22 protein-coding genes are annotated in these 22,453 nt (G+C 42.8%); 9 read left to right on the top strand and 13 right to left on the bottom strand.

Annotation, left to right across the window (positions count from 1 at the left end; all coding sequences use genetic code 11):
• Positions 1 to 111: 111 nt before the first annotated feature.
• On the top strand, positions 112 to 741 hold the full coding sequence (locus tag CES82_RS02355; RefSeq protein WP_098823726.1) for a BglG family transcription antiterminator: 630 nt from the start codon (positions 112 to 114) through the stop codon (positions 739 to 741).
• Positions 742 to 1,042: 301 nt separating this feature from the next.
• On the top strand, positions 1,043 to 1,528 hold the full coding sequence (locus tag CES82_RS02350; RefSeq protein WP_098823725.1) for a GNAT family N-acetyltransferase: 486 nt from the start codon (positions 1,043 to 1,045) through the stop codon (positions 1,526 to 1,528).
• Between the two features lie 3 nt (positions 1,529 to 1,531).
• Here the strand turns inward: CES82_RS02350 and CES82_RS02345 are convergent, their stop codons facing one another.
• Positions 1,532 to 2,143, bottom strand: coding sequence for a histidine phosphatase family protein (locus CES82_RS02345; protein ID WP_098823724.1), 612 nt, complete (start codon positions 2,141 to 2,143; stop codon positions 1,532 to 1,534).
• A 444-nt stretch (positions 2,144 to 2,587) separates the two neighbouring features.
• Here CES82_RS02345 and serC point away from each other — a divergent pair, with 444 nt between their 5' ends.
• A complete protein-coding gene (gene serC / locus CES82_RS02340) occupies positions 2,588 to 3,664 on the top strand; it encodes a 3-phosphoserine/phosphohydroxythreonine transaminase (protein WP_098823723.1) in 1,077 nt (358 codons plus the stop codon).
• Positions 3,665 to 3,675: 11 nt separating this feature from the next.
• Positions 3,676 to 4,839 (top strand): phosphoglycerate dehydrogenase, encoded by a 1,164-nt coding sequence (locus CES82_RS02335; RefSeq protein ID WP_098823722.1) that lies wholly within the window; start codon positions 3,676 to 3,678, stop codon positions 4,837 to 4,839.
• A 265-nt stretch (positions 4,840 to 5,104) separates the two neighbouring features.
• Here the strand turns inward: CES82_RS02335 and CES82_RS02330 are convergent, their stop codons facing one another.
• Positions 5,105 to 5,284 carry a hypothetical protein gene (locus CES82_RS02330; RefSeq protein WP_098823721.1) on the bottom strand — a complete coding sequence of 60 codons (180 nt, stop codon included), beginning with the start codon at positions 5,282 to 5,284 and terminating at the stop codon, positions 5,105 to 5,107.
• A gap of 298 nt (positions 5,285 to 5,582) precedes the next feature.
• Here CES82_RS02330 and CES82_RS02325 point away from each other — a divergent pair, with 298 nt between their 5' ends.
• Positions 5,583 to 7,070 (top strand): hypothetical protein, encoded by a 1,488-nt coding sequence (locus CES82_RS02325; protein ID WP_143466281.1) that lies wholly within the window; start codon positions 5,583 to 5,585, stop codon positions 7,068 to 7,070.
• A gap of 16 nt (positions 7,071 to 7,086) precedes the next feature.
• Positions 7,087 to 8,850, top strand: coding sequence for a hypothetical protein (locus CES82_RS02320; RefSeq protein WP_098823719.1), 1,764 nt, complete (start codon positions 7,087 to 7,089; stop codon positions 8,848 to 8,850).
• Positions 8,851 to 9,018: 168 nt separating this feature from the next.
• Here CES82_RS02320 and CES82_RS02315 read toward each other — a convergent pair whose 3' ends face one another.
• The 6 genes from CES82_RS02315 to CES82_RS02290 all read right to left on the bottom strand — a co-directional run bounded on the left by CES82_RS02315 (position 9,019) and on the right by CES82_RS02290 (position 14,345).
• The gene (locus CES82_RS02315) at positions 9,019 to 9,297 is read right to left on the bottom strand and encodes a hypothetical protein (protein WP_098823718.1); all 279 of its coding nucleotides are present in this window, start codon (positions 9,295 to 9,297) and stop codon (positions 9,019 to 9,021) included.
• Between the two features lie 12 nt (positions 9,298 to 9,309).
• Positions 9,310 to 9,603, bottom strand: a complete 294-nt coding sequence (locus CES82_RS02310) for a hypothetical protein (protein WP_098823717.1) — start codon at positions 9,601 to 9,603, stop codon at positions 9,310 to 9,312.
• Positions 9,604 to 9,812: 209 nt separating this feature from the next.
• Positions 9,813 to 10,574 carry an alpha/beta hydrolase gene (locus CES82_RS02305; RefSeq protein ID WP_098823716.1) on the bottom strand — a complete coding sequence of 254 codons (762 nt, stop codon included), beginning with the start codon at positions 10,572 to 10,574 and terminating at the stop codon, positions 9,813 to 9,815.
• 99 nt (positions 10,575 to 10,673) lie between these two features.
• Positions 10,674 to 11,669 carry a D-2-hydroxyacid dehydrogenase gene (locus CES82_RS02300; protein ID WP_098823715.1) on the bottom strand — a complete coding sequence of 332 codons (996 nt, stop codon included), beginning with the start codon at positions 11,667 to 11,669 and terminating at the stop codon, positions 10,674 to 10,676.
• 31 nt (positions 11,670 to 11,700) lie between these two features.
• Entirely contained in the window at positions 11,701 to 12,870 is a 1,170-nt protein-coding gene (locus CES82_RS02295) for an aminotransferase class I/II-fold pyridoxal phosphate-dependent enzyme (RefSeq protein ID WP_098823714.1), read from the bottom strand.
• Between the two features lie 566 nt (positions 12,871 to 13,436).
• Positions 13,437 to 14,345 carry a GH25 family lysozyme gene (locus tag CES82_RS02290; RefSeq protein WP_098823713.1) on the bottom strand — a complete coding sequence of 303 codons (909 nt, stop codon included), beginning with the start codon at positions 14,343 to 14,345 and terminating at the stop codon, positions 13,437 to 13,439.
• A gap of 349 nt (positions 14,346 to 14,694) precedes the next feature.
• Here CES82_RS02290 and CES82_RS02285 point away from each other — a divergent pair, with 349 nt between their 5' ends.
• Both CES82_RS02285 and CES82_RS02280 read left to right on the top strand, forming a co-directional pair.
• The gene (locus tag CES82_RS02285) at positions 14,695 to 15,657 is read left to right on the top strand and encodes a ring-cleaving dioxygenase (protein ID WP_098823712.1); all 963 of its coding nucleotides are present in this window, start codon (positions 14,695 to 14,697) and stop codon (positions 15,655 to 15,657) included.
• 4 nt (positions 15,658 to 15,661) lie between these two features.
• Positions 15,662 to 16,273 carry an alpha/beta hydrolase gene (locus tag CES82_RS02280; RefSeq protein WP_098823711.1) on the top strand — a complete coding sequence of 204 codons (612 nt, stop codon included), beginning with the start codon at positions 15,662 to 15,664 and terminating at the stop codon, positions 16,271 to 16,273.
• 84 nt (positions 16,274 to 16,357) lie between these two features.
• On the opposite strand, the gene CES82_RS02275 is transcribed toward CES82_RS02280, so the two are convergent.
• Positions 16,358 to 17,551 (bottom strand): acetate/propionate family kinase, encoded by a 1,194-nt coding sequence (locus CES82_RS02275; RefSeq protein WP_098823710.1) that lies wholly within the window; start codon positions 17,549 to 17,551, stop codon positions 16,358 to 16,360.
• A 190-nt stretch (positions 17,552 to 17,741) separates the two neighbouring features.
• On the opposite strand from CES82_RS02275, the gene CES82_RS02270 reads away from it, so the two are divergent.
• Positions 17,742 to 18,620, top strand: coding sequence for a matrixin family metalloprotease (locus CES82_RS02270; protein WP_098823709.1), 879 nt, complete (start codon positions 17,742 to 17,744; stop codon positions 18,618 to 18,620).
• Positions 18,621 to 18,986: 366 nt separating this feature from the next.
• Here CES82_RS02270 and CES82_RS02265 read toward each other — a convergent pair whose 3' ends face one another.
• From CES82_RS02265 to CES82_RS02250, 4 genes are all read right to left on the bottom strand, one after another.
• A complete protein-coding gene (locus tag CES82_RS02265; protein WP_098823708.1) occupies positions 18,987 to 19,460 on the bottom strand; it encodes a nucleoside 2-deoxyribosyltransferase in 474 nt (157 codons plus the stop codon).
• A gap of 73 nt (positions 19,461 to 19,533) precedes the next feature.
• Positions 19,534 to 20,322, bottom strand: coding sequence for a hypothetical protein (locus CES82_RS02260; RefSeq protein ID WP_098823707.1), 789 nt, complete (start codon positions 20,320 to 20,322; stop codon positions 19,534 to 19,536).
• A 282-nt stretch (positions 20,323 to 20,604) separates the two neighbouring features.
• A complete protein-coding gene (locus CES82_RS02255) occupies positions 20,605 to 21,903 on the bottom strand; it encodes a nucleobase:cation symporter-2 family protein (protein ID WP_098823706.1) in 1,299 nt (432 codons plus the stop codon).
• A 116-nt stretch (positions 21,904 to 22,019) separates the two neighbouring features.
• Positions 22,020 to 22,343 (bottom strand): PTS lactose/cellobiose transporter subunit IIA, encoded by a 324-nt coding sequence (locus tag CES82_RS02250; RefSeq protein ID WP_098823705.1) that lies wholly within the window; start codon positions 22,341 to 22,343, stop codon positions 22,020 to 22,022.
• Positions 22,344 to 22,453: the final 110 nt, after the last annotated feature.

The raw sequence follows: 22,453 nt of genomic DNA, 5'->3' as shown, positions 1-22,453 counted from the left end.
CTTTAGTGAAACCGTTTACTTTCTGATTGACACCCGGCTTTTAACCTGCGATGATTAAGTTGTAATCATTGAGATTAGAAGTGAAACTAACGTCATTAAGGAGGCTTAAAAATGATTAAAAATCAAGATCCACAAACCACAGAACGACTTACCCGTTTAACCCTTTTACTCGTTATCCACGCCCCAAAGCACGTTCCTCTTGAAGAACTCACTCAAGCGTTAAACGCTGACGCAGACACAATTCGTCACGACCTGAACTGGGTTTCCGACTTTTTGGCGCGTTATGGCCTGGTTGTCGACCCTTCCGTTGATCAGCAAGTAGCTGTTTACGGGCAGGAAAATTACCTATTTCGGGCAGCTTTAGACCTCTTAAAATCACTTTCCAAACCCCATCAACTGGTTACTGACTTACCAATTTCGGATCCAGCATTAGAAACGCAGTTGGAACAACGATTAGATGCGTTGCTTAAAACCATTCCGTTAGATACTACCGCACAACAATCAATTTACGATTACCTTTGGACATTAGCCATGCGTTACCGCTATGGCAGAGTAAAGCGACTGGGACTGGCAGAATTATTCACGCCTGGACAGTTGGCACTGATTTCAAATGAAAAGGGCATCCATCCCTGGTCCCAAAAGACCATCGAAGTTTTAGAGGATTCTTTACCAGGAAAACAAGATTTCCCTCTAGTCGAAGCTTATTTATTAACGTTAAGAGTTTGGCTGTATGCTAACTGATTAGATTATCAAGCGAGTGTGACACAACTTGGTAGTTTCCAGAGCTTAACACAAACAAAGCGTATTTCGGCAAAGTTGCCGAAATACGCTTTGTTTGTGTTAAATGGCCAGAACCTGAGTTGTGAAACATTTTAGACTAGATTAGAATATTGAGTAAAAGCGAACTTTAAGTTGTCTTTCAGCCAAAAAACAGATGAAATTTTTACCAATATACCCTTATGTCACAGCCTTTTCTTTTGTCCTAAGATTCACTTATAATGAGAGCGTTGTTTTCAATTCTAATATTACCCGGAGGATGTCTATGTTTAAATTTCAACCCGCCAAACCAAACCAGCTTGATGCCATTATGACCATTGAAAATCAGGGGTTCACTCCCGACGAAGCCGCCAGCAGAACCAGCATGGCGCAACGTATCGAGCAAATCAGCGACACTTTTATTGTTGCCTCACAGGGATCACAAGTCTTAGGCTACGCGGTTGGTCCTGCTTCAAACGAACGCTACCTTACCGATGACCTCTATGATCACTTAACGACCAATAACTCAACGGATCGTTACCAAACCGTGTTGAGTCTTGCAGTAGCCAAAGATGCACGTGGAAAGGGTCTCGGCAGTAAATTATTAACGAAATTAGCAGATGTAGCTCGCATTCAAAACCGCGAAGCAATCACGCTGACCTGTCTGGCAAAGTTAGTGCCTTTTTATGAACGGAATGGCTATGTCAACGAGGGCGTTTCAGCTTCTACGCATGCTGGTGAAACCTGGTATAACATGATAAAGTCCCTTTAACGCTCATAATAATCGGTTATAAAACCAAACGTAACAGTGCCCATCAATTAAACTAATTTTAGTGACGCTGGTATTATCGGGCTCTGGCAGTGTCATCGCATCCCGTGGCTGCAAAGCGGCTAACACGGCTGCTTTAACAGTAAATCCATGGGTGACCACGATGTATTTTCCATCCGCTGAACGATTCGCATAGGCCGTCATAAAGTCGGTGATGCGCGCTATCACGTGATCAAATGTTTCACCATCAGTGGCATACTCCGTATAACTGGGTAAAACGTCACGTAGAACCGGATCAAATACAGCTGGATATTGTGCTTGTAACGCCTGGTTTTTTAAACCGTCCCACTGACCATAGGAGATTTCAAGTAACCGTTCATCCGTTTCCGTAGGCAATTTCGCCGTTGCATTGAGAATGGCCGCCGTCTCTTGCGTGCGGTGCAATGGGCTGGCAATCAGTTGATCAGCAAAGCCAATGTCAAACACATCGTGCAAATGCCGTGCCTGTTTTTTCCCTTTATCATTTAACAAAGTGATTTGAGAATTAATCGTGCCCTGTTTTAGACCAAGAGCATTAGCCTCAGTCTGCCCATGGCGGATAAAATAAAATTCAGTCATGCAGTTGTCCCTCATTTCTAGATGGTTAGTGGTTTAAAATTCATGAATGTTTTCATAATAGCAATTATCCTCATGTAATTCCAATCTTTAAAGCATCCGTGTAATTATAAAAAAATTCTATCAGTAGATTAAAACGCTTCCATTACGTGTTTATCGCTTATTAGTTATAAAATTTTCGTTGACAAGTATTCTATCGTCTGTTAAATTTTAATTAAAGAAAGGGAGGCTAACAATTTGAATAACTTAAATAACACACAAACAGTATCATTCTCCTGGTCTACAGTCACATCTGTGTAGGCCCATCTTGACGTGTCTTAATTGGTCTCACACAGATGAATTTACGAATTTAAATTCAACTGTGAGGCCGCTATAACTGTAAACAATCACCCTCACAGTCAATACTGTGAGGGTTTTTAATTTTTTAAATCATTTGGAGGAAATCTCATGACAGTTTATAATTTTGCCGCTGGTCCAGCAACGTTACCAGACCAAGTTATCAACCAGATTCAAAGCGAACTTCCCTCGTTACGAGGAACGGGAATGAGCATTATGGAAATCTCCCACAGATCAGCACTTTTTGACGATATCATCAATACTGCACAACAGGATCTGCGCGACCTCATGAGTATTCCTGACGATTATGAAGTGCTCTTCTTTCAGGGTGGCGGAACCGGTCAGTTCGCAGCCGTTCCGATGAACCTAGCCACTGAACACCACCGTATTGCTTTACTAGATAGTGGTCACTGGGCAGCTAAGGCCGGTGAAGAAGCCGCTAACTTAGGTTATCAAGTGGACACACTGGCTTCTACTAAGGGCACCCATTACGATAGGCTCCCCGCCCGAACCTCAACGTTACCTGCTGATACCTATGACTACTTGCATATTTGCACCAACAACACCATTGAAGGTACCGCCTATCATGATCTGCCTCAAACTAACGGTACGCCCCTAGTAGCTGACATGTCTTCCAACATTATGGCGCAACACTATCAAGTGACTGATTTTGACTTGATTTTTGCTGGTGTGCAAAAGAACCTTGGCCCAGCAGGTGTTACGTTGGTCATCGTGAAAAAGGCACTGATCAAACATGTAGATCACATCCCAAGCGTCTTTAACTACGAGCTGTTTGCAAAAAAGAACTCCATGCCAAACACCCCGCCCGTTTTTAACATCTACGCCGTGGGATTAACCCTTAAATGGCTGAAAGAAATTGGTGGTATTGAAGCCATGGAAGCTCTCAATAAGAAAAAATCCAGTTTACTTTACGATTTCTTGGATCAGTCAAAACTATTTAACAACCCCGTCAAACATGATGACCGTTCCCTCACTAACGTACCATTCATGACGGGTGATGCTAAAATTGACCAAGCGGCTATCGATGATCTGACCGCTCATGGTTTGCTGAATCTAAAGGGTCACCGCAGTGTCGGCGGTTTGCGTGCCAGTCTTTACAACGCCATGCCATTTGAAGGTGTGCAAGCATTGGTCAATGAGCTTTATCATTTTGAAAAGAATTTATAGGAGGCCTTGTCATGTATCAGATTAAAACGTACAACGCAATTGCAAAAGCCGGTCTGGACCGGTTTACTGACCACTATCAGATCAATCAAACTGATGATGCTGATGCTTACCTAATTCGATCGGTAAACCTACATGAGCAAGATTTACCTAACAGTTTGAAAGTTATCGTTCGGGCCGGAGCTGGCTTCAATAACGTTCCTATTGACCGTGCAACCGCAAACGGTACGGCGGTCTTCACCACTCCGGGTAGTAACGCCAACGCGGTGAAAGAACTCATGATTGCTATGCTGATTGCGGCCTCTCGAAACCTCTTTGCAGCTGCTGATTACGCTGCTCATAATAGTGGTGCTGACATTTCAAAACGGACTGAACACGATAAAACGAAGTTCAGCGGTCAAGAACTATTAGGGAAAACCTTGGCTGTGATTGGTGTTGGTCACGTCGGCTCGTTAGTCGCTAATGCGGCCAGTCAGCTCGGCATGAAAGTTATTGCTTATGACCCCTATCTGTCATCCGATGCCGCATGGCGGATCTCCACTGACATCCACCGGGCTAAAACATTACCAGCAGCACTGAAGAATGCTGATTACGTTACCATTCACGTCCCTAAAAATGAGGAAACGACAGGCATGATTGGTGCTGCAGAATTTGCGGCAATGAAACCTGGTGTGACAGTCTTCAACTTTGCTCGTGGCGGTATCGTGAACAATACTGAAATGCTCAAAGCGTTGGACAGCGGTCAGGCAAGAGGCTACTTCACTGATTTTGGCAGTGACGAAATTTTAAACCGGAAAGACGTTGTAGTGACCCCGCACATTGGTGGCTCAACTGGCGAAGCAGAAACCAACGGCGCCGTACAAGGTGCTGAAACCATCATGAACTTCCTGGAAACCGGTAACGTGCAAAGCAGTGTTAACCTGCCCAATTTACAAGTTCCATTTGGCACACCTTACCGAATCACCGTCATGCACCAAAATATTCCTAACATGGTTGGTCAAATTGCAACGATCCTAGCCAATGCCAACATCAACATTGAAAACATGAGTAACGCGGCTAAAGATAAAGTGGCTTACACCATCATTGACGTCAACCATTTACAAAAGCAAGACGCCGTGATTATTGACCAGTTAAGTGCTATTGAGGCCGTTTACCGGGTCAGACTAATTAAGAAATAATCGTAAATAGAGGATGCTGTGACAAACCTCGGTAGATCCAAAACTTAACGCAATTAATGCCTATTCCGCGATTTTTGGAATAGGCATTATTTAGGCCGGAACCTGTGTTTATACTCATGACTGAACCATATGCAAAAACGGGTATCAGCGCCCTACACGCTGATACCCGTTTTTAATTAAAACCTTACCGTTGTTAGGGAACGCGAAGTAAAGTTTGTGTGTAATATCTAAAAACTGTTACCGTGAGTGTTTAAATGATTCGTCGTCACCAAACACCCTTATCTAGTCGCTGCAGCTTGCCATCGCGCCCCCACGCTCCGGCAATTACAACTCCATTACCAATCCATAAATTGCGCTGATAAACAGTTAGCTCAGCAGTAGTAGTCGGCTCAATATTCTCTCCAATATTAAACTTCGCTGTTGAAACACTCCCAGAACTATCCATTTGTCTACCACAAGATACATCATGTAATGTAATTAACCCTTGTATTAAATTCCCTAGCTAATTTCCAGGTAGTTAGCCATGTAGAAACGTTAAGCAAGAGCTCCTTTAATACAAGACTAATTATGGCTTGAAATAGCCGTAAATTCAACACTTCGAGTCTCCCAGTTTTTTTAATTTTTTTAAAAAAACTGACAAAGTCAATTTGGCAGAATAACTGATTAATGGACACAAATGAACTATAATAAAGTATAATTTAGGGTGAAAAGATTAATCGAACACTATGATTGGACTGGCTGCCATGGATTATACGTTTCTATTGTCGAAAAACGATAAAATTTGTCTTGAAATTTTATCACTCTTCACCCAACAAACTGACCAAACTTTGAATAAAGCGGAGTTAAGTCAGTCACTGTCATTGACGAACTATCAGTTAAATAAGTATTTTGAAACGATGAACGCAGATCTAGCTGTCGTTTCAGAAGATACGCCCTGTTACCTGGATGAACCCAATAAGGGGGTCTGGCAAGCATTTGGACTGAACTCTTACGTCTTACAAAGGGCTACTCTGCTCTATTTGAATCGAGCACCGCTTTTTACGGCTCTAGAGTATCAGTTCTTCTACAATCACTTATATACCAAAAGCGGCTATGTTGCCGCAAATTACATGAGTGTTTCGGTATTCTACCGTTCATTGGATTCACTTGAAGCAATCCTGGAAAAGCACCATTTTTTCCAAGCCAGTAGTTTGTACGCTAGTAAAGAATTCACCATTCGGCTCCACTTATTCCAGCTTTATTACACACTATATAATGGTGTCTCTGAACCTTTTGAGCCTCTGAATCCGTTGGTTGAAGACCTCGTTTCAGCCATTCAAGCTGGATTGCCTGCCGCCTTAAAACCAACCCAAGAAACCAAGTTATCAACCTTTTTACGGGTATGGTTACTCAGAATGCTTAATTCCGATCCGATTGGTTCGTCTCAATTGCTTAAAATAAAACCCACAAAGTCTAGCAAAACAATGCATCAACAGCTTCAAACACTATTAGCAGATCAGTTGACACTAACCGACGACGAATTTAACTATTTGTACAGCTTTTTAGTTGCACAAGGTTACTTAGGCTTCGATCAAATGCATGAATTGGCTGCTAACATTCCCGCTGTTGATGACTTAACCAACCAGTTTTTGGATGAGTTGCAAGATACTAATGTGCTACTCAAGACTCACTTGGTTGATAATCGTCAGCTAAAAGATAGTTTGCTGAGTATTCATTTCCAATTCACGACGTTTTACATTGAGCCCACAACGTTTATTGATCCCGACCAGGTTCAATTCTTTTCGGAACTTTATCCTGCCTTCGACGTTGCTGTTTCCCATAACATCACTAAGTTACAGCGTCGCGAGGATCTTCACTTAACGCAGAAGATGGCTGTCAATTTATACTTCAGCTACATGTTTGCATTAATCAATGCGGTTCCAACTGAATTAATGCGAGATCAAGTTCATATTTGCGTGGACTTTTCACAGGGTGTTTTATATACCAATTACGTTATTCAATCCCTGGACGCTTTTAATCACGCCCACATTATTATTGACACTGAATTGACGCCTGACACCGACATTTATATCTCAGATTTTCATTCTAAGAAAATTAGTCAGACGCAAGTCATTTGGCAAGACCCACCGACCCCTGTCGATTGGTCAAACTTAGCCGATTTGATTCTAGACGTTAAGCGCCAAAAATTACCAGATTTATTTCCAAACCAAGATACGCAAGAACCAGAATAGAAAGGAAGTGGCGTTCATGAGACTCAGTAAGTCAGCGAGAAATAAGTGGCTAGCAGCATGCCTGTTTTCAGCGACCGTTTTAACTGGTTTCCACTTGCAGCAAATGGCTGTACACGCCTCAGAGACGCAAAATACGACTGCTGTTACCTCAACAACGGCCGCAACAACAAGCTCTACCCATAGTGTGTCTCTGAAATCATCTTCAAGTGTAACGACGACCACTTCCTCTAATTCGCAAAGTAACAGTTCATCTAGTTCTCAAAATAGTAGTAACAGTAGTTCATCTTCTTCAACATCTATTAGCAGCACTAGTGATTCAAAGACAAGCAGTGTCATTTCAAATTCAGTTGGTGAATCATCTTCTAGTACGCCAGCAAATGGTTCTAATCAGAATAAAGAAACTGATAATACTGCTACTAATCAATTAGGTCACTTAGTCGTTAACGCTTTTAATGCGATAACCAATGAAAAGATCAACGGTGATGCCTTTACCAGTCATTATCAAGGCTACGTTGGTTCAGCTATTAAGGATAAGTCGGCTTTCGTCACTCATATTCCCGGCTATTCATTCGTCGGTAATGCCGACACTGCTGTTCCCGATAACTTTATTGGGGGCACTCAAATTGCCAATTTATACTATAAGCCGCTCTCAACGATTGTTGTCCGCTACGTTGCAGAACCTAACCGGTTATTGTGGACCTACTCAATTCCAACTACCTATGCAACTCAGGGTCAGCTCTTCTCGACCACTGATAATTTAATCCCATTTGCTGGGTATAAGCTCAATCATGTCAGTGGTGATGCGAATGGTATTATTAACCAGACCGTCAACTCGCTTAGCGATGCTAACCCGGTTGTGATTACGTACTACTATCAACCAGAATCTGGTTCAACAAGTACCTTAGATACCAGTAACTGGATTGTAACGTCTAAAACAACGCCAATTGGGGCAACGGGTAAATACAGCTTTAGCATGTACCTCCAACGTGACCAATTACCGCCTATTGAAATTGGTCATTATGGTATCCAACCAACTGGATCTAATCAAATCCGTACTAACGGTGGTACTACAGGTACTGGTAGTGTTATCGAAAAGGTGCCAACTGGGTCAGCTACTACAACTGATATCAATACTCAGACACCGACAAAACCAATTTCCTTACCAACAGCGCCATCAGTACCTACTGCAACGGTAAATGTTGTTACGGAAACGGGCAAGCCAATCAATCAGCTAACGGTTAGCGGCCAACCAGGCACCAACGTTCGCACTCAGATTCAACCTGAACTGAACAACCTGCGACGCCAGGGCTTTGCAATCTTAAGTAACGGTGTTAAGGGTGACACCAAGTTAGGGCGTGATAACAGCGTCTTAACTGTTAAAGTAAGTCAGACTGATCAACAGACTGATCCTTTCCAACACAGTACAATGCCAATTGTTACCCAATTAGGTCAAGCTTCACAACCCGCTCGGCAAGCAGCTCAAACTATAAATAAAGATCAAACAAACAATAGCAATAACAATCAACGTTCCGAAAACACGACTCAAACGACTCAGCAAAACAGCCAAAAGCGCCAGCAGATAATTCGTACACACACTACTGAAGCGACTGCAAAAGATACGGAACGAAATAACCAGGTTCACCGCGACACCATTGCTAATCTCGGCCAATCACATCAACACAGCGCCGCAGCTACTGGTAGCGGTGGTAATCAAATTTCTGGTTTGGCTGCTTACTTCATCAGCCTTTCCGGCAAAATCAATCTTGGTACAAGAGTATAAAGTTTAAAACACTCATTTTTGAAGCGTACAAAAATGAATGCTTTTTGTTGATTCTAAATTTGTTGTCACAAGTTAAACTAAAAAAGATTACCAGCAACATTCACTGGTAATCTTTTTTTGATCCGAATTTTTAAGTATACTCAATCATATAGTGCTTGAACTCTGTCATTAAAACGATGCGACTCCCCTAACGTGCTTTAAGTTGCTAATGTTCCCACGATTAGCAATTAAACTGATATTTGTTTTCATCGCTTCACGCCCCCGTTCACGACGAAGGCAACCGCAACTTTTAGTATTTCCCTTACGTAATAAATAGCCGTCAGCAACAACTTCTTTACCGCAATCACACCGACAATTCCACAAGGCATTGCCATTTTTCGCCATCCCAGCAAAACTAGTCACGGTCAGACGGCCAAACCGTTGATTGGTTAAATCAATTCTTTTCATTGTAATCCCCCATTAGTGCTGCGTTGATGCAGATTCGGTCATCTCATTTTCCATGTTGGCGTCTGTCTTTTTAGGACGTGGGTGCCGAGCACGAAACCGATCTAAACCAAACAGTCCAATTAAGCATACCAACAACCCCATGCCTATAAAGACTGCTTCCGTTAAATCTTCACGATCGGCTTTTACCAATAACTGTGATGTAGCAGCATTAACTAGTTTAGGAAACTGAGTAACCCCGTAAACCACCGTTGCTGTAAGACTCCCCCAAAAATAATATGTTTTACGTAATAAATGTTGCTTTTCCATTTTGCTCGGCCCCCTTCTGACTTAGCATATGTCTATACTATAATAGTACGCTGAAAGCGCTTAAAATCAACGTTTCTTGACAGCTTTTCCTTCCCAGTTTTTTTAAAAAAATTAAAAAAAATGATAAACGTTGCTGTAAAGGTTTTACAGACCAACTAAAAAAGTCGACTAATCAAGTGATCAGCCGACTTTTATTCTGATTAATAAGGTCAATTCGAGTGATTAACCGGCATGACAGCCTCTAGAAATTCACCAATATCTTTGGTTAATTGACGCCCCTGGGGACTAAAGGTCATCACGTGAGGCGCTTCTGGATAGTGCCGATACGTTACCGGTGCGCTGGGCGATAAATAATCTGCCAAGCGCTGACCAATATCACGATCAATCAGTTCATCCGCATCCGCTTGCGCAATAAAGACTGGCTTGGTTAGGCCGCGGATCTCGTCATGTACCGGCCCTGTAAACGTCTCAATAGTCGTTAACATCTCATCAATATGCTGTGATAAATACTGCATTCTTTCTGTTACTTCGTCCGTTGCCAGTTTCATTTTCTGGTACCAGCCACGACATTCCAACAAGAAACGTGCCGCTACCCGACTGGTGTCTACCTTAAAAAGCGGTGTATCAATTGTGCCGCCTGCAACCACTTCATCAAATTGTGCTAAAGCTTTCATAGCAAATAAGCCACCCAGAGATTCCCCAAAAACTGCAATTTCACTGTGACCGTCATTGATAAGCTGCTGAATAGCTGTTCTTGTATCCTGCCACCAACGATCAGGAGCGCCAGTCTTAAAAATCTGCCGCGGGTCAGCGGTGCCATGGCCTGCAAACATAGGTCCTAAGACTGTATATCCACGTTTCTGCAATCCTCGTCCCATGATGCGGACATCATTGGGTGTCCCGGAAAATGTGTGTAACAACAACACAGCCGGTTCACCCGCTTTAAAATAAAACGCCTGTGGCAAATCCATCTCAAGCACTTCCTTTACTCTCTTTTTAGAATATTTTACACTATTACCACTAAAAAATCGCACCTCCAATCTGGTAGTGCGATTTAAAAGACAATCAAATTATTCAGTTACTTGATGGCGACTAGTGCCGCCTTTGACAATGGTTAAAGCGTCATCCAAGGCAATTTCCACCATATTAGCTACAGCAGCGTCCGTATAGAAACCAACGTGTGGACTGACACTCACGTTGGGCATGGTCAGCAATTTTTCCAGCGGTGGATTATTTAGATTCTTATTAGACCAGTTCTGACTGAAAATCTGACTATCGCCTTCAATGGTATCAATCCCGGCACCGGCAATTTCACCGGTTTCCAGTGCGTCCACCAGATCATCCGCAACGACAACTGGTCCCCGAGAGGCATTGATGAAGAAGGCGGATGGCTTCATCATTTTAAATACGTGCTTATCAATCATGTGGTGTGTTTCATCAGTTAAGGGCGTGTGCATGGTGACGATATCCGCCGTTTTATAGACCGTTTCATGATCCGTATAGGTTAAGGTATCTCCAAGTTCTGGCCGGTGAATCGGGTCAGCCGCAATCACCGTTGAACCTAATGCCTTGAATATCCGGGCAACGGCACTACCAATTTTCCCAGCACCAATAATGCCAATGGTTAAATTATGAATCTCGTTAGCTTCCAATCCGCCCCAAGTAAAATCGTGGTGAGCTTCACGGGCTTGGGTAATCCCTAAGTGACGAACTAACTTCATCACGTGTGCCAACACCAGCTCACTAACTGAACGAGGTGAATATGCTGGTACGTTGGTAACCACTAGATGATTTTCAGCAGCCAATTTCAAATCAATAATTTCGTAACCCGTAATTCGTAACGTGAGCTGTTTAATTCCAAATGCATGCAGCCGCTGGTAAATTTTCGGCGAGTCTACTGGAATATGCTGCTGAATCACAATCCCATCATACCCATTAGCCAGTTCAACGGTTTCTTCGGTCAACGGCACATCGTTGGTATCCACCTGAACATCGGGATGATCCTTCATCCATTCCTTAACGGCAACTAACTCATCTTCACGTGCATGATATAACAAAAACTTCACTGCGACTTCCCTCTTCCTCAACGATTTCCTTTTAATGCTGATCAACAAACTTTTGAATCCGCTCGATTGCTTTCTTCAAATCTTCGGTGCTAGCAGCGTAACTGATACGAACATAGCCTTCGCCACCAGGTCCAAATGATGCTCCAGGAATAACCGCTACCTTGGCTTCTTTAGCCAGTTCATAGCAGAATGCCACACTGTCCTGATTGAGGTTGGCTGGAATCTTAGCGAAGAGGTAGAACGCTCCCTTAGGATTGGCACATTCAAAACCGGCTTCTTTAAGCCCCGCTAACAACAAATCTCTGCGTTGCTGATAGATCTTACGCATGGCAACCCCATCGTCGGGTCCGTTTTTAAAGGCTTCCTCAGCGGCAGCTTGTGCGTTTGCGGTGGCAGAAGTAATGGCAAATTGATGCACCTTACCGATTTCTGAAATGACATCAACTGGTCCGCATACTAAACCGATTCTCCAACCGGTCATAGCGTGAGACTTTGACACACCATTTAACAAAACAGTCTGTTCTGGTAATAATTCGCCCATGGAAACGTGACGTTCACCATAAGTTAATTCCGAATAAATTTCATCACTTAACACAAAAATATCGTACTGTTTCAAGACATCTGCGAGTGCTTGCAGTTCTTCACGATTATAAGTCACCCCCGTTGGATTAGACGGAAAGTTCATGACAACCGCTTTTACAGTATCCTTGTTAGCTTCAATGGTCGCTTGCAACTTTTCTGGTGAGAGAATAAAGCCGTTATCGGACGTATCAAGAAAGATTGGCTTAGCACCATTTAAAATAGCAACTGGAATATATTGTGGAAAAATTGGTGTAGGAATAATGACGGTATCACCAGGATTTAGCATCGCTGTTAATGAAGAGAAAATCCCTTCCGTAGCGCCAGTGGTCACCAAAATTTGAGTTTCGGGATCATAGTTGACGTTATATTTATCATTCAAGAATTTTGAAGCCGCTTTGCGGAGGCCTTCAGTTCCGCGAGAATTCGTGTAGTGACTTTCGTTATTTTCAATACTGCGAATGGCGGCCTGCTTCACGTGATCTGGCGTATTGAAATCGGGTTCACCTAAGGTCAGCTTAACCATATCTGGTACCTGAGAAATTTCTTGGTTAAACTTTAAAATTGATGATGGCTGAATCTGTTTTAACTCTTTTTTCATGCTGTCTGACAATCGACTCATTTCACACACTCCTTATAATATAAAACACCCATACAGCCAATGACTGTACAGGTGTCGAAGTTTACCCACACAGTCAGAATCTGATCTGTGTGGTCCGTTTGCATTAATGACAAAATGCTCTTGGCTCTTCACAGATCAGGACTGGAAAAACCAAAAGTAAAATCGACTATTCAACTGAGTAACTGTAGTTGTCTGCATCATGACGATCCTCTCAGAATAGTGGTTACTTTTATCATAGCATTTTAATGGAAGAAAGCAAGCCAAGGTGCGGAAACAAGCGCTTAGGAAACGGAGTGTAAGGTGGCTATGACAAAAATCCTGGGCTTGGATTTATGTTGTAGCCACCTTACATGCAGTTTCCTGCTTGTTGGAGCCCGATTAAGCCAAGGTGCGGAAACAAGCGCTTAGAGAGCGGAGTGTAAGTGGACAAGGACGGAAATCCTGGGCTTGGATTTATGTGCTTGTCCGCTTACATGCAGCTCTCTGCTTGTTGGAGCCCGATTAAGCCAAGCTGCAACAAAAAAGCCACCACCCCAAACAGGATGATGACCCCTAACATCTAAAGTTTATTGAACCTGAACATAACTCTGATTAGCAGTGATGTAACTGCCATCGCTCAATTGGATACGGTAAGTACCACCGTGTGAACGAGCAATTGCCTTAGCCGTCACAATGGTATTGTATTTTAAACTACCTTTTTTACCAGTCAAGTTAGCGGTTTGGTATCTGCCAATATTACGTGTTACCCGTAATTTTTGACCGTTTTTAATACTGCTAAAGTAACTGTCCTTTGGCGTGTTAGTATACCACTTTGTTACGGTTGAATTATCCACAGTCCGGCTCAGATCAACGTGACCGCTGATACCTGAAAGCGAACCTGTACTACTATATTGCCATAAGTCCGTTGCGACATTTGGCTTTTGTGAATAGTTTGCGATCCATGAGCCATTAAACTTGGAATAGTTGATGCTATGTTCTCTGACAAAGCTTTGGTATGAATAATAGACCAAAGGCTTCTTTGTTAAAGTCCGCATTGTGTTATACCAAGCGTTGACATAAGTCTGTTCATGTCCTTTGACACCAGAAACTCGGTGTTCGTTATCCAGAGCATAGAATTTAGCGTTCTTATTTGATAGCGCATAGAATTGACGCGCATCGTTCACAGCATCAGCAGTGCTATTGAACTCTGTATAATCATATTGACCAAACGGTGTGCCATATTTGTGAGCACCGTTTGCGTTCACGTCACGCTTAGGATCGATCCGGTAATCAGAGTCACCAGGGTTACCATGTTTAACACGAATAATCGTCATCCGTAAATCTTTAGAAGCCTTAGACCAGTTAATGTTTCCCTGATATTGCGAAACATCGGCAATCTTAGTCTTAGCAGCAAAGGCGGTGGTTCCAACAGTTAGGGCGCTAACAAGTGCTAATGATCCGGCAAAAATTCTCTTCAATAATTGATTAGTTTTCATGTAAATCCCCTTAGTCTAATTTATTAATTATTACTAGTGTAACGCAAGAATGAAACAGAGGGAAAACATGTGAATTACAGTTCATTTACTGTTGTGTGACAACAAGGTGTGAAACCCGGCGTTTAGAGACTGATTAGGCAAGGTGCGGAAACAAGCGTTTAGGAAACGGAGTGTAAGGTGGTTATGACAAAAATCCTGGGCTTGGATTTATGTCATAATCGCCTTACATGCAGTTCTCTGCCTGCTGGAGCCTGATTAGTCTACATGACAGTGAGCCAACATCATTGTCCCCAACCCAATAATCTGTCATAATACGTTCAAAATTAAGCGTTGTATGGGAGGCGTCAACATGGAAAAAACTGATTTGATTGGTTTACACCACATCACTGCAATTACTTCAAGCGCACCAAAAATATTTCATTTTATGACAACGATTTTAGGCCTGCATTTAATCAAAAAGACGGTTAATCAAGACGATGTCGCCACGTATCACCTTTATTTCACCGATGATATGGGAACTGCCGGCACTGACCTGACCTTCTTCGATTTTCCCGGAATTGCCAGCGGACACTACGGTAAAAATAGTATTTCCAGAATTGGCTTTCGGGTACCAAACGATGTGGCATTGAATTACTGGAAAAACCGCTTCGAACAGTATCACATCAAAACTGATTCAATTCAGGAGCAGTTCGGCGCTAAAGTCCTTCCGTTTTACGATTTTGATCAGCAACGCTATCAGTTAGTTTCTGATGAACATAACTCAGGCTTACCAGGTGGCACGCCATATCGTCACAGTCCTGTTCCTAATAATGTGGCAATCAGTGGGCTTGGACCAACCATTATCACCGTTTCCCAGCCGGACCACCTAGGCAACATCTTAACCAGCGTCATGGGTTTTACTAAACTTGAAAGCCAGGGTTCTCAGACTCTCTATGAACTTCACGATGGCGGTCACGGCGCTCAGGTCATTATTGAAAGCAGCCTCATCTTACCCGATAGTATTCAAGGCTACGGTTCGGTTCACCACATGGCTTTTCGAACGCCCGATACCGATAGTTTGAAGGAGTGGATTCAGCGAATTCAGCGCGCTGGGCTTCATGATTCCGGCTTTATAGAACGCTTTTATTTTCAATCAGAATATTTTCGAGCCGCTCCAGGCGTATTATTTGAAATCGCTACTGACGGCCCCGGTTTTCTGGTTGACGAAACGTATGAAGAAGCTGGCATTCACTTAGAACTACCACCCTTTTTAGAGGGTCAACGAGCAGCTATCGAAGCTAATTTGATCCCGTTTAATTCTAAGGAGGAGTGAACTAATGACAAATGGAATTCACACTGCTTTTTTCCCTGGCAGAACCGACCTAGCTCCGGTGTTAATGTTACACGGTACCGGTGGCGATGAGAGTGATCTGCTACCAATCGCGACCTTTTTATTTCCAGAACACCCCAAACTAGGTATCCGTGGCCGAATCAATGAACACGGCAGTAACCGATACTTTATTCGCCACGAGGATGGCACGTTCGACTTGGATAATTTAAATCAGGAAACTGATTGGCTACTAAACGCTATCGAACAGGAAACCGCGCGTTACCAGTTGGATGCCAACCGACTCATCGTCCTTGGCTTTTCCAATGGTGCCAACATTGCTGCTTATGCTTGGTTAAATAAACCGACACCGTTTAAAATTGCGGTTTTGTTGCACCCCATGATGATTACGCCACCACACCAAATCGTGAATTTAACCGGGTATCGGACATTCGCCACTTACGGAGACGTAGATCCCATCGTTTCTGAAGATAACTTTGATCAATTGATCCAGCAACTAACGGATGCCCACGTAACCGTTGAGGCCTTCAAAAACCATCAATCCCATCATCTGACGCAAACGGAATTAATGGCTGCGCAAGCCTGGATTAAAAAACTATAGGATTCAACTTGAACACTAAAAATAGCGCAATTCCATAAAACATGGAATTGCGCTATTTGGTATTCAATAACAAAATATCTACAATTAGTTTTCTTCATCCATCAATTGCTGAACGCCACGAGCCATCGCTAACTCTTCGTTGGTCGGAATCAGTAATATTTTGGCACGGCTATCCTGGGCTTCTAGTGGTCCGGTTTTTCCAGCTTCATTGAGTGCGATATCAAGCTTAATCCCTAAAACGCGCAGACCTTCAATAACTGCCTGACGAATTTCCGGATCTTTTTCACCGATACCACCCGCAAATACCAGCGCATCCGCACCGCCAATTTCCGTATAGTAACCGCCCACCAGCTTCACCACTTGGTTAACAAACATGTCCAATGCCAGCTTAGCACGTTGATTTTTCTCAGCGGCTTCATGAAGATCACGCATATCTGAGGACACCCCTGAAACGCCAAGCAATCCCGAAGAAGCATTCAATTCTTGAATCACAACTTCAGGTGTTTCCAAATCTAACCGTTTCATCAAATAAGGGACCAAAGTTGGGTCAACGTCCCCACTTCGCGTGCCCATCATCACGCCGGTAACTGGTGTTAGACCCATGGAAGTATCATATGGCCGACCATTCTTCACTGCTGTGATTGACGCGCCACTGCCTAAATGCATGGTAATCAGATTTAGCTCATCTAGTGGTCGATTAAGCATCACCGCTGCTTGTTGCGCTAAATATTGATGTGAAATTCCATGCTCACCATAACGTCTGATTTGGTACTTTTTAGTCCATTCATACGGAATGCCATAAATCGCCGTCTTCTCTGGTAAACCGTGAAAATAGGCGCTATCAAACACGGCGTATTGTGGCACACCGGATAATCGTTGTGCTAACAGTTCAATACACTTAACCTCCAGCGGATTGTGCAGCGGTGCCAGTTCACTCAAGCCCTTTAACTGATTGATTCGACTTGGAATCAACTTCACCGGTCCTTTAAAGAGCGTACCGCCAGCCACTACTCGGTGTCCTACCGCTTCGACTTCATCTAAAGTTTCAACGCCACCAACTGTGATCAAACGTTTCAAAACGCGGTCGATGGCTGTGATTTCATCCAAGGTCTCTACTACTTCTTTAGTTTTCTTACTGCCCACTTTAACCTTTACGATGGTCCCTGGTAAATTGAGTCGCTCCACTTGACCTGAAGCAATCACATGTTCAGCTGGCATCTTCACCAACTGCCATTTTAAAGAGGAACTTCCAGCATTGATCAGCAATATTTTAGTCATAGGTCAATACCTCCGTTTACCTCTATTTTACAGGATACTGAGGTCATTTAAGGTAAGTTCATAGAAAGATCATACACCTTTCGAAAAAAGCGCATATTCGTTGAACAAGTAAAACCTATCACATACAATACAATCATATACAACTCACATTGTCACAATGAATAGGGATTCTTTTAGAGGGGGAATCATTTTGAAACGAGGACGTTTTTTTGCTGTGGCCGCAACCTTGATGACAGCAGTTGCGCTACCACTTTCTGCTCAGGAAACTACGGCACACGCGACAACGCTTACGCCTAGTTCATCTATGCTTAGGCAAAGTAAAAACTACTACCGATTTAATGCTAGAACGCTTGCTAACCGCTATGGACTAAACTACGCTGCACAAACTGCCTTAACTCGCCAGGAAGTCGTCAAGGTTTACGTTGCTAGCAGCAATACACAAGTCCAAAAAAGTGCCAAATTGGCCATGTCATATTGGAACCAAAAGCTAGGCCATACGGTTTTTGCCAAGGGGACGAAAACCAATCGCACGATGACTATCAGTATGACTGCTAAGAACACCAGTGCCGACGCCTGGTGGAAGCCTGTCCAGCACCAGATTTTACTGGAGCAGGCAGATTACAATCAGCAACTTTCATTGATCCGAAATAAAATGATCAATCAATCGACTTCAACCGCCGTCACCAAGACCAATAACCGAATTTTAGCTTACGGCCATAAAATTGCTCGCCAAGCTAACTTTGCTCATCGATATAATACCTACCGGGCCGCACAGATCAATCAGACTCAAAAACAGATCAACACTCAAAAACGGAACATTACCACCCACAAGATTGACGTCAAAGCCAGAACTTTTAAATACGCGAACATCATTGCGCACGAAATGGGTCATTCATTGGGTCTACAGCACTCTGCAAATTCAAAAGACGCGATGGCCGCTAATAGTACAACACCCAACATTTACAACTACAGCAAAGTAAAGGCCAGTAAAAACGGGTTTAACACACTGGACAAAACCGATGTTAACCGTGCAAAATTAGCGCTTTCCGTCCATGATGCATTGCACTAATACAAAAGACACCTGCAAGTGGTTGTGCCATAAGATTGCCTAATCATGCGTCAAAACTCAGATTCCTGCCATTTAACGCAAATAAGGCTTATCCCGAAAAGTTCGTCGGAATAAGCCTTATTTACGTTAAATTCTGGAATCTACCGAGTTTTGTCACACACTCCAGGGGTGCCTTTATTTCAAACTGATTACAATCCTTTACTATCTCAATCTACTATTGAATTGAAGCATTCTCTCATGGTACTATAACCAGTGGAAAACAAACGTACATATCACCAATTTTTCTTTATTCACTTTTTGGTGAATGCACATAGAGCCATTATTCAAGCTGATTGCTTAGGCAGTCAGCTTTTTTGTTGTTCTAAATTAAAAGACTTCTTTGTCCGTATAGTGCTGTTCTAGATCATTAAAGTCATAAGCCTTTAACGCTTGAATCGCTTCTTTGCCGTTATAAAAGGCAGTATATGACTGTGCCAGCATTAAATTAAGCTTCTTACTTTCATCATACTGAACGAGGACCACTGGAATACCGGCTTGCCATGCCGCACCAATTTCAAAAATCGTTCCTGAATCTGGTTCATTTTCCTTAGTTTCTTCGTATTGATAATCTAAAATAGCGACTACCGCGTCAGCTTTGCGAATCTGCCTAACATCACTATTAAACGTTGCCACTTGCCACTTGAAAGTACCAAATTCCAAATCTTCCTGCTGATGCTCAGAAGGAATAAAAATACCATTATCAGCGACCGTTGGGTTGGCACGCAATAAACTCACTACCTCGTTAACACGGTCATTTTGACCATCACTAAAGAATGGGGCTGCTAAATAAATATTATTCATCAAAAGTCGCTCCTTTATTATATTATCCATTAGCATACCATAGATACGCTACGTTTCAGCATTAAAAATCAGCTTATTTAACTTGCTGTCTGTGTTGAAAAATCCACTGCGAAAAGGTCCTTTGGTTGTCGTCATTACGGACTAGCCAATCACGGATAACTAAACTATTATCATCCGTTTGTTCGTTCAGCAAATTAAGCAGTCCAATCTCATTACCCTCCGCTATCGTCAGTATCTTTGTCAGATGATCCGGTAACCAGTCTAGAAGTGCAACGGGAATGTCACTTGGCGTACCGTCAGTATCTTCCACGGCAATGATCAGATGTGGCGGTAAAACATAATCCGCCTCCTCTGGCACGTGATCAAGCGTAATAAGGTTTGGTGCTAAACGGGCTAGCAGCCGGGCACTTAACTCAATGAGCGTATTGGGTAACGATTCGATATCAACCGTTATCATAACAGCAAAGACACCAATTACATCGTAATTAGCTAACGCCAACACATTCATTAACGGTAGTAACAAATCATTTCGCTGACTCTGTTGCAGTAAATAACTACCTAAATATTGCTCAGCCACTGGTCTAACTTCACTGGCGTTAAAGCTACCCAGAACTTCAGTGGCCGTCACTGTCCGATTCATAAACCGGTTCAAATTATGGTGGTTCAAAGTGGCATTATCAATAAAATGATAAAGTGCAACTTCATCGGTGCCAGCGGGAGAAATTAAACTGGCAAAGGGACGTTCACCCTTTACATCTAGCCAAGCATAACTGTTGTGTAACTGCTCCGCCAACTGCTGAGAAATGGTGATTGTCTCTAGCTCTGCTGGTAACGGTCGATGCCGGTACTCTTCAGATAACATTGTCATCCACCCCCTTATTAATTGCCGTTATCATATTGAAAATTCACTAAAAATGCAAAGATTGTGCGTTAAAGAAAAGGGCCACAATAACGGATTGGTTATTGCGGTCCTCTATTCTGCACACGACGGCAAAATCGTATGCCAACAAGTATTTAGCAAATTTATCTTAGCAGATTTGATGACCCTTTTTGATTAAAATTTCATGAGATTTATTTAGTGTATTCCCTATTAGCCACTATTTGACGGTAATTGACACTTCTCTCCAAATACTTATCTCTAAAATCAATCTTCTACCTTGTGCTTTAACGACGTATTATTCAGCAAAACATTTAGGATAACTGCTGTAAAACTCCCTACAACCATTCCATTGCTGAGAATGGTTTGGGCTTCTGCTGGCAAGAACTGGAAGAGTTGCGGCTGCGTGGTAACACCTAGACCCAAACCAACTGAGACAGCAATAATCAGTAGATTACGATTGTTGAGCTCAACTTTCATCAGCATCTTAATCCCTTGGGCACCCACCATACCAAACATGATCAGCATCGCGCCACCCAAAACAGCGGATGGAATCAGAGTTGCAATAGCGCCAAACTTGGGAATTAGTCCCAAGAAAATCAGCAGAAAAGCTGAGTAGTAAACTGGACGAAGGGTCTTGATGCCAGATAATTGAACGATCCCAACGTTTTGTGAGAAAGTCGAATATGGGAAGGTATTAAAGATGCCACCCAGAATCGCGGCTAACCCTTCAGAACGGTAACCATGTTTTAAGTCTTTGGTATCTAAGTCACGTCCGGTAATTTCCGCCAAGGCGAAGTAGACCCCAGTCGATTCAATCATACAAGTCACAGCCGCCAAAATCATTGTGGCAATTGATGACCACTCAAACCGTGGTACCCCAAAGTAAAATGGGCGTGGTAATTGTAACCAGTGAGCCGCACTAACGGGAGCAAAGCCAACTTTTCCCAGCGCAATCGCCAGTAACGTTCCCACTAAGATACCGATTAGAATCGCAATCTGTTTAAGAAACCCGCGACCCCAGATATTAATCACAATAATCACTAACGCGGTGGTAAACCCCAAAGTTAAATTGATGGGTGAGCCAAAGCTTTTAGCAGTAGCGTCTCCCCCACCCAAATTTTGAAATGCCACAGGAATCAACGTGAACCCAATCAGCGTGATCAGTGAACCCGTGACTACTGGTGGGAAAAAACGTCGCAAACTAGCGAATGGACCAGCGACTAAAATAATAAAGATACCAGCTGCAATGATGCCACCATACATATAAGTCCATCCAAAATGATTACCAATACTTTGAAGTGGTGCCACGTATTCAACGGCACACCCGAGAACAACTGGTAAACCAATCCCAGTAATTGCAGTTCGCTTCAACTGCAGCAAAGTCGCAATGCCACACATAAAAATATCCATTGAAACTAAGTAAGTCATCTGAGCGGTACTAAAATGCAGCGCACCGCCAACCAGTAACGGAACTAAAATATCACCAGAATACATCGCTAATAAATGCTGAAACCCTAAGATTAAATTTTTTACAACTGAACGATCGTTTTTAACAGTCTCCACGTTCCATTACCCCTCATTCGGTTTTATATTATCAGTATCTTCATACTATCATCTATCCATCAGTCATTCAAACTAATTATGAACATTATTCGTAAATAGATTAAAATAGTTCGTATTCAGTGCTGTTCTATTTGATTCAATCGTTCATAAACAGTTACCAGTTCGCGTCCCATCTCAATCGTGGTCATTGCCATGCTCAAATGATCCTGAGCGTGAACCATGAGCAAAGATGGCCCCTCATCCGAGTCAACGTGTTCACTAATATAGTGGCTTTGAAATTGATGTCCCTCACCTAACCGCTTTTCAGCATTGTCTAACTTCGTACGTGCGTCTTGAATCAATCCCTTCTTAGCCAATTCAATCCCCTTAAAAACCTGCTTCTTGACGTCTCCAGCAACTAGAATTAATTGCATTGCCACGTGCTGTTCCTCATCGCCCATGTTATACGCCCTCCGAAAAGTTTTTTAACTATAACCGTAGCGCCAATTAGTATGAGATGCAATCACTTCTTGAGTAAATTGCGCCTTATATGCAAAAAAAGAACCCTATT

The organism is Secundilactobacillus silagincola (assembly GCF_002583405.1).
Lineage (GTDB): Bacteria > Bacillota > Bacilli > Lactobacillales > Lactobacillaceae > Secundilactobacillus > Secundilactobacillus silagincola.
Note: the sequence above shows the minus strand (reverse complement) of the source record. Positions and strands in the feature narration are given on the sequence as shown.